Genomic DNA, 7313 nt, shown 5'->3' on the forward strand with positions numbered 1-7313 from the left:
TGTGTATAAGAGACAGCGCGGTCGCCCAGGAGGCCGGCGTGGCGGTGGGCAACGCCTACTACTACTTCGGCTCCAAGGAGCACCTGGTCCAGGAGTTCTACGCGGGCACCCAGCGCGATCACCGGGAGGCGGCCGCCTGACGCACCAATTTCAAGCGCAGCTTGGTGCGCAGATCCAGCACTTCCTGGTGTACGGTCGAACGCATGACCCGCATCACGGTGGACGTCAACGATGAGTGGCTGGAGTCCGCCCGCGAGGTGCTGGGCACCGACACCAAGGTCGCCACCATCAACGCCGCGTTGCACGCCTTCGCCGTCCGGCGGCAGGCGAAGGAGATCGTCGCCGCGTTCGATCAGGTCGAGATGGACTTCGCCGAGTCGGACGAGGGCTGGCGTTACGGCGGTGGGCGCGACTTGAGCCGGCTCGCCGAGGACGCCCGCGACGGCGAGGCCGCGGCCTGATGGCCGGCCAGGTCTACCTGGCGGACACGTCGGTGTACGTGCTTCAGGCTCGGCACCAGGCCGTCCGGAAGCGCTTCGAGACGCTGCTGGCAGAAGGGCGCCTCGCCGCGTGCCAGATGACCTCGCTGGAATATCTGAACAACGCCCCCACACCGAAGGGATACGAGATCCTGTGGCAGGCGCTCCGGGGTCACCGCTGGCTGGATGTCACCGCCGAGGCGATGGACCGCGCCATGGCGGTGCACCGCCTACTGGCCGCCGAGAGCCAGCACCGCAACTTTCGGCTGCCTGATCTGATCATCGCGGCGACCGCCGAGCTGCACGGTGCCACGGTGCTGCACTACGACGCCGACTACGACCGGATCGCCGCGCTCACCCACCAGCCCACCGAGTGGGTCGCCCCGAAAGGCAGCCTCTAGGAACGCGGGCGGCGACACACCGGCCGGCGGCGTACCGGTCTTCGCACACCTGTGCGGTAGCGTCTTGTGGTCCGATTTCCGGCCTACGACAGGAGAAGCTCCGCGCATGGGCAAGAAGACGATCCACGTCTCCGACTTCACCGGTCAGGTGCTGAGCGCCGACGACGAGGTGGTCAAGGTCGTCGTACTGGAGCACCCGGACCTGGTCGCCGGGCCCGTGCAACTGGACGCCACCCCGGTCGACGTGGAGAGCATCGACGACGCGGCACTGGACGTCGCGGTGGTGGAGATCCACGACCGGCACGGCCACGGCGAGCCGCGCCGGGTGGTGCTGACCGCCAGCGAGTTCGACGCGATGGCCACCGACGTGCCGATGGCGCAACTGCTGCGTACCGCCGAGCGGGTCAAGCCGCCCAAGGCACGCCGCGCCACCGAAAAGATCGACTACGGCACCATCGAGCACGCCGGGCGCCCGCACCGCGGCCGCGTCACCGAGGAGGAGGCCCGGCTGGTCCGGGAACGCCTGGACGAGGTGAACAAGCGCCTCGCCGACGCCGGCATCCGCCAGGTCGACCCGGCCGACCCGGAGCACGCGGCCCGCTACGGGTTCCCCACCGCCGAATGACACACGCGGGCCGGGGCCGCGCCCCCGGGGGGCGGGGCCGGCCCGGGGGCAGGCCCCGGCCCGGTGTCAGGCCCCTTTTCGGGTGATCTCGGCCAGCGCCGCCTCGAACGCCGACTCCAGCGCGTCCTTGCGCAGCCCGAGTCCGGTCAGCACACCGTCGCCGCCCTCCTCCTCCAGCAGGGCGAGCAGGATGTGCTCCGTACCGATGTAGTTGTGTCCCATCCGCAGCGCCTCCCGGAACGTCAGCTCCAGGACCTTCTTGGCCCGCGCGTCGTAGGGGATCAGGTCCGGGACCTGGCCGGCCTTCGCCGGCAGCGTCGCGGTGACGACCTCCCGCAGCCGCTCCAGGGGTACGCCCTGCGCCACGATCGCGGCGGCGGCCAGCCCTTCCGGCTCGGCGAGCAACCCGAGCGCGACGTGTCCCGGGGTGATCTCGGCGTTGCCGGCCGCCCGCGCCTCCTCCTGCGAGGCCAGCACGACGTTGCGGGCGCGCGGGGTGAACCGGCCGAACCCGGAGTTCGGGTCGAGCGCGGCGGCGGTCTCCGCCTTGGCCGCGGAACGCTTCTGGGCGGCCTGCTTGCTCACGCCCATACTGCGGCCGATCTCCGTCCACGACGCGCCGGAGCGGCGCGCCTGGTCGACGAAGTGCCCGATCAGGTGATCGGCGACGTCGCCCAGGTGGTCGGCGACGAGGACGGCGTCGGCCAGTTGGTCGAGCGCGTCGGTGTGTGCCTTCTTGATGCCGTCGATGAGGTCGTCGAGGCGTACCGGGTGGGTCATCTTGTGCGGTTCCGTCTCCTCCATGCGTCAACCATAGGTTGACGATACGGATGCGTCAACCCTCGGTTGACGACCCCTTTCCCATCGCGCGATGATCTCGATCCCGGTAGTGTCGACCGGGGTGAGCACCCATTCGACACTGCTGTTCGTGCTCGCCGCCGTCGCGGTCGTCATCGCCGTACGGTGGGTGGCCTCCCGCACCGGCCTGCCCGCCGCCGCGCTCCTGCCGCTCATCGGCATCGCGTACGCGCTGCTCCCCGGCCCCAACATCGGCCTCGATCCCGACCTCGTGCTCATGGTCGTGCTGCCGCCGCTGCTCTACAGCGCCGCGCTCGACTCGTCCCTGCTGGACATCCGGCGCAACCTGCGGATCGTGGTCAGCCTCTCGGTGCTGCTGGTGCTCCTCACCGGACTGCTCGTCGGCGTCGGGTTCCACCTGTTCGTCGCCGGCGCGACCCTGGCCGCCGGCATCGCGGTCGGCGCCGCCGTCGCCCCGCCCGACCCGGTCGCCGCCCTGGCCGTGGGCCGCCGGGTCAACCTGCCGCCGAAGATGGTCACGATCATCCAGGGCGAAGGGCTGCTGAACGACGCCACCGCGCTGACCATGCTCAGCGTCGCGGTGGCCGCCGCCGTGGGCGGCGAGTTCTCGTTCCACGCAGCGGTCGGGCAGTTCGTGCTCGCGGCGGCCGGCGGAATCGCCGTAGGTGTCGTCGTCGCCCGGGCCAAACGGCTGGTCCGGCCGCTCACCGCGGACCCGCTGCTGTCCAACGCCATCTCGCTCGCGACACCGTTCGTGGCGTACCTGCTCGGCGAGGCGCTGCACGTCTCCGGCGTACTCGCAGTGGTGGTCGCCGGCCTGATCGTCGGCCACCAGACGCCGCAGTTCGGGTCCGGGGCGGCCCGCCTCCAGACCAACGCCGTGTGGCGGCTCGTCGACTTCCTGCTCGAAGGCTTCGTCTTCCTGCTCATCGGCCAGCAACTCCCCGCCGTCGTGCGGGGCCTGCGCCAGTACGAGACCTCCACCATCGCCGTCGCCGTCGCCGTGTCCGTCGGCGTGGTCCTGCTCCTGCGCCCGGCCTGGCTGATCCTGACCCAGTGGCTCCCCCGGTCGCTGCACACCCGGCTGGGCGGCGTCGCCGAACAGGACGACACCGACCCACCCGGCGCGGCGCGGCGAACCGGGCGAGCAGACCGCAACGCCCGCGGACTGACCGCACGCGAGGTGGTGGCGCTGAGCTGGTCCGGCACCCGGGGCGTGATCAGTCTGGCCGCCATCTTCACGCTGCCGCTCACCACCAACAGCGGAGACCCGTTCCCCGACCGCGACCTGCTGCTGTTCTGCACCTTCGTGGTGGTCCTGGTGACGCTGGTCGGGCAGGGCCTGACGTTCGCGCCGCTCGTGCGGATGCTCGGCCTGCGCGCCGACGAGGCAGTCCAGGCCCGGGTACGCAACGAGGCCCGCTCCGCCGCCGTCGAGGCCGCCCTGGCCCGCCTCGACACCGTCGCCGCCGAGGAACCGGACACGCGGGTGGCGGTCGACACCACACGCGCCCAGTTGCTGACCCGGCTGGCCCGCTACCGGGGGCGGCTCGACCTGCTCCAGCAGAGCGGATCGTCGGAGCTGCCCACCTCACCCGAGTACGAGACGGCGCTGCGGGTCCACCGGACCGCGCTGGAGGCACAGCGCGAGGAGTTGCTGCGGTGGCGCGACTCCGGCCGGCTGCCGGACGAGGGACTGCGCGTGCTGGAACGCGAACTCGACCACGAGGAGCTGCTGCTGCCGAAGCGGGCGCCGAGCTGACTACGGGCCCGGCGCCCGTCGGCCGCCTCACAGCTGGCGCAGGATCACCGGATCCTTGATCTTCTTGTCGGCGGCCAGCAGCAACGCCTTGCTGATGATCTCGCCGAGCCGGCTGTCACCCTCGAACGGCAGGAACATCTCCGGCTCCTTCGCCTTCGCCGAGTCCGGGATGACGCACAGGTACCGCTCGTCCGGGGCGATCAGGATGTTGCCCGAGCCGCAGTGGATGCGGTACGTGTGCAGGTCGCCGCGTACCTCCAGGAACCTGTCGGTGAGCGTGCAGCGACCGGCGATCGCCAGCCGGGGGATCAGCTCCGCCAGCACGTCCCGGCGCGTCCGGCCGGTCGGGGTCAGCTCGCCGAAGCTGTTCTGCGCCCAGTAGTCGCGATACCGGCCCTCCGGCCCACCGTCGTACCAGTTCGGGTCGGCGCCCACCCCGGCCGCGGCCACGAACAGGTCGACGTCGCGCATCACCTCGCTCAGCACGACCGGCGGAACCTGCGCCAGCGGAACCGGCAGGCGCTCGCCCCGGATGAAGAACAGCTGGTCGGTTCCCATCGTGTCGAACACGAGGTCGTCGTCCCGGTGCTCGATCCCGGCGACACCCAGTTCGGCGCGCAGCCCCCAGTCCGGGAGGGCCAGCCAGGGCAGGTTGTAGGACGCCCCGTCGTTGCGGTGCTGGACGTACGACCAGCCGCGCCGGGACAGCAGCGCGTTGAGCCGGTGCTGACGCACGATGTGCGCGGCGAACCGGTTGGAGTACACGCCAGTGGCTCGCTCCGCGTCGGTGAGCAGATACTGCTCCCGGTGCGCCTGCTTGAACGGCTGGGTGATCGCGTGCCGGGTCAGGAACTCCCGCCACGGCCCCACCGCGTCGGGGTCGAGCACCGGATGCCACAACCGGACCGTCGCGTCGTCGGCCGGCTCGAACACGGTGTCGTCCACTGTGCGCAGCGCCTCACCGGCCCAGCAGCAGGCGACGCCGTCGACCGTCCAGACGAGCCGCCGGGCCAGCGTACGGGCCAGCGGATGGTCCAGGAGCCGTTCGCGCCACTGCTCGACGGTCCACGAACGGTCGCGCCGCAGCAGCCCTTCCAGCCGGTCGCGGGTGGCGACGAGCGTCGCGGCGACGTCGGCGACAGTCGCCTTCAGCTCCTTCACCTCCTCGCCGTGCTCCCTGCGCACCTGCGCCGGAGGCGTCCTGACCACCTTGCCGTCCGCGTTGCGCCACATCACTACGGCGTCGACACCGCGCACCTCCAGCTCGTACGAACAGTCGCCCAGCTTGTCCGCGAGCGGCAGCCCGAAGCCGGGCAGGGCCATCTCCTCGACGTCCTCCCGGCTGACACCGAGCGCCTCGGCGTGCCGAGTCAACCCCTTCTCCACCAGGCGCAGGGTGCTCTTGTAGGTCAGCCGCGAGGACAGTCGCGCCAGCTGGGCGAGCGCGGCCGGGTGATCGGTGTCGACGAGCGCCGCGACCGCGGCGTTCGCCAGCTTCGGGCTCGCCGGGCCGTGGCCGGAGATCTTGCGGGCGGCCCGTTCCGCGATCTGGCCGAGGCTGCGCAGGGTCTCTTCGGACGGCGGGCACATCGTCCGCATCCAGAGCAGGCCCCACAGCAGCCTGACGTTGTAGCGGTCGATCATCCGTGGTGGCATGTCCTTGATGTGGCCGGCGCAGCACGTGGTCATGCGCAGTGGCAGGCTGCGGGACTGCCCGACGAGCGGGAGCCAGTCGTCGAGCCGGGCGGTGAACTCGTCGACGCCCACCGCGTCGAGCAGCGACCGGGCCTGCTTGCGCCAGGCGGCCGTCGGCTTCGCCTTGTCCGCCTCGACCGGGCAGTGCGCCAGCAGCGCCTCCCACGCGGACCGGCGATCCGCCGGCATCGCCTCGATGTCCGCGACGGCGCGGTCGGCCCACTGCTCACCGACGTTGGGGATCGGCCACATCCGGTCGGCCTCGTCGCTGATGTAGCTCAGCGAGCGCTCGATCCCGGTCCGACGCCAGGTCGCCAGCGCCGCCGGGTTCACCCGCCCGGCCGCGGCCTCCGCCTGGAGGGACTCCCAGGTGAACCGCGTGAGATGGGAGCTCCAGTAGTTGAATCCCAGCCAGGCCTGAGTGCTCAGCCGGCCGAGCCAGGCCGAGCCGTCGAGGCCGCCGCCGGAACACACGGCACGGATCAGCGTGGCCCACCCGTCCTTGCCCGAGCCCGGCACGGCCAACGCGTCGAACACCACCTGCCGTACCGGCGCCGGTTGTGCGGCCAGGAGTTCCTTCGTGCGGCGCCACGCTTCGCCCCGGGCCCGGTCCCGCGGGTCCTCGTGCGCGTACGGCAGCGACGGCAGGCGGTCGATCAGTGTCGACGCAGCGGTGACACGGCGGTCGTGATCCGCGTCGTCACCGGCCAGGTCGGCCACGGCGGCGGCGACCGTCTGCGCCTGCCGGGTCGCCTCCGGTAGCAGCTCGACCAGCGGCGGAGCGAGATCGTACGGCCCGTGCGGATCGTTCAGTGCCGCGAGCAGCGACGGAACCGTCCCGGCCGGCGCCCAGCCGCACACGGTCACCACCAGGCTGATGGATTCCCGCTGAGTGGGCTCGTTGAGGGTCTGGCCGCTCCGCTCGCACCACCTCTTGACGGTGGCGGCCACATCGCGCAGGGCCGACTCGGGGTCGTACGTGTCCACTCAGCCACCCACCAGCGGGACGAGCTTGAGGAAGGTGACGCGCGATCCCGCGTGCAGGCGGACCTTCTCGTCCAGGTCGGTGACCTGGTGGTCGTCGACGAGCACCACGAAGGCGTTGCGGCCGAACGCGTCGAGTGTCATCCGCGTCCGCTCCTCGGGATCGGCGTCCGCGCCGGACTCGGCGATCTCGAGGGAAACCCGACGGCGGATCAACTCGGCGAGGGGCAGCGTCTCCTCGAAGACCTCAATGGTCCACGCGGGCCCGCCCGGAGCTCCGACCACCTCGTCGGTGACTGTGATCAATGGCATGGCGGAGAAGGTAACGCTTCCCTCCGACACCTCAGCATTTTGTGTGACCTGACCGCGTACCGGACAGTCTCCACGGTGTACGAGATCATTCCGTGAAGGCGAGGTTGTGAGCGTGTCCTATCCCGCGTACCCGAACAGGGCCGACATGTGGGCGGTGGTGGACGCGGCGCGCCGCGGCGACCGGGCGGCGACGGACGAGGTGGTCTCGCACTGTCTGCCGCTGGTCTACAACATCG

7 protein-coding genes and 1 pseudogene are annotated in these 7313 nt (G+C 71.2%); 5 read left to right on the forward strand and 3 right to left on the reverse strand.

Annotated features, from left to right (window positions below):
* Positions 1 to 5 precede the first annotated feature (5 nt).
* The 4 genes and pseudogenes from KBX39_RS17935 to KBX39_RS17950 form a co-directional block, all read left to right on the forward strand.
* Positions 6 to 137 (forward strand): annotated as a pseudogene (locus KBX39_RS17935) (TetR family transcriptional regulator); the annotation flags it as partial.
* Between the two features lie 66 nt (positions 138 to 203).
* Positions 204 to 461, forward strand: a complete 258-nt coding sequence (locus tag KBX39_RS17940) for a type II toxin-antitoxin system VapB family antitoxin (protein ID WP_043326097.1) — start codon at positions 204 to 206, stop codon at positions 459 to 461.
* Positions 461 to 880: a PIN domain nuclease gene (locus KBX39_RS17945; RefSeq protein ID WP_043326099.1), complete on the forward strand. Its 420-nt coding sequence runs from the start codon at positions 461 to 463 to the stop codon at positions 878 to 880. The genes KBX39_RS17940 and KBX39_RS17945 overlap by 1 nt, the downstream gene beginning before the upstream one ends.
* 106 nt (positions 881 to 986) lie before the next feature.
* On the forward strand, positions 987 to 1505 hold the full coding sequence (locus KBX39_RS17950) for a hypothetical protein (RefSeq protein WP_166455581.1): 519 nt from the start codon (positions 987 to 989) through the stop codon (positions 1503 to 1505).
* Between the two features lie 66 nt (positions 1506 to 1571).
* On the opposite strand, the gene KBX39_RS17955 is transcribed toward KBX39_RS17950, so the two are convergent.
* Positions 1572 to 2309, reverse strand: coding sequence for a Clp protease N-terminal domain-containing protein (locus tag KBX39_RS17955; RefSeq protein WP_043326103.1), 738 nt, complete (start codon positions 2307 to 2309; stop codon positions 1572 to 1574).
* A gap of 67 nt (positions 2310 to 2376) precedes the next feature.
* Between KBX39_RS17955 and KBX39_RS17960 the strand changes: the two genes are divergently transcribed.
* Positions 2377 to 4086, forward strand: coding sequence for a Na+/H+ antiporter (locus KBX39_RS17960; RefSeq protein ID WP_210871626.1), 1710 nt, complete (start codon positions 2377 to 2379; stop codon positions 4084 to 4086).
* Between the two features lie 27 nt (positions 4087 to 4113).
* Here the strand turns inward: KBX39_RS17960 and KBX39_RS17965 are convergent, their stop codons facing one another.
* Positions 4114 to 6768 (reverse strand): DUF4132 domain-containing protein, encoded by a 2655-nt coding sequence (locus KBX39_RS17965; RefSeq protein WP_312247451.1) that lies wholly within the window; start codon positions 6766 to 6768, stop codon positions 4114 to 4116.
* Positions 6769 to 7077, reverse strand: coding sequence for a hypothetical protein (locus KBX39_RS17970; protein ID WP_051611207.1), 309 nt, complete (start codon positions 7075 to 7077; stop codon positions 6769 to 6771).
* Between the last annotated feature and the right edge of the window lie 236 nt (positions 7078 to 7313).

The organism is Micromonospora sp. D75 (genome assembly GCF_018070405.1).
In the GTDB taxonomy this organism is placed as follows: domain Bacteria; phylum Actinomycetota; class Actinomycetes; order Mycobacteriales; family Micromonosporaceae; genus Micromonospora; species Micromonospora chalcea.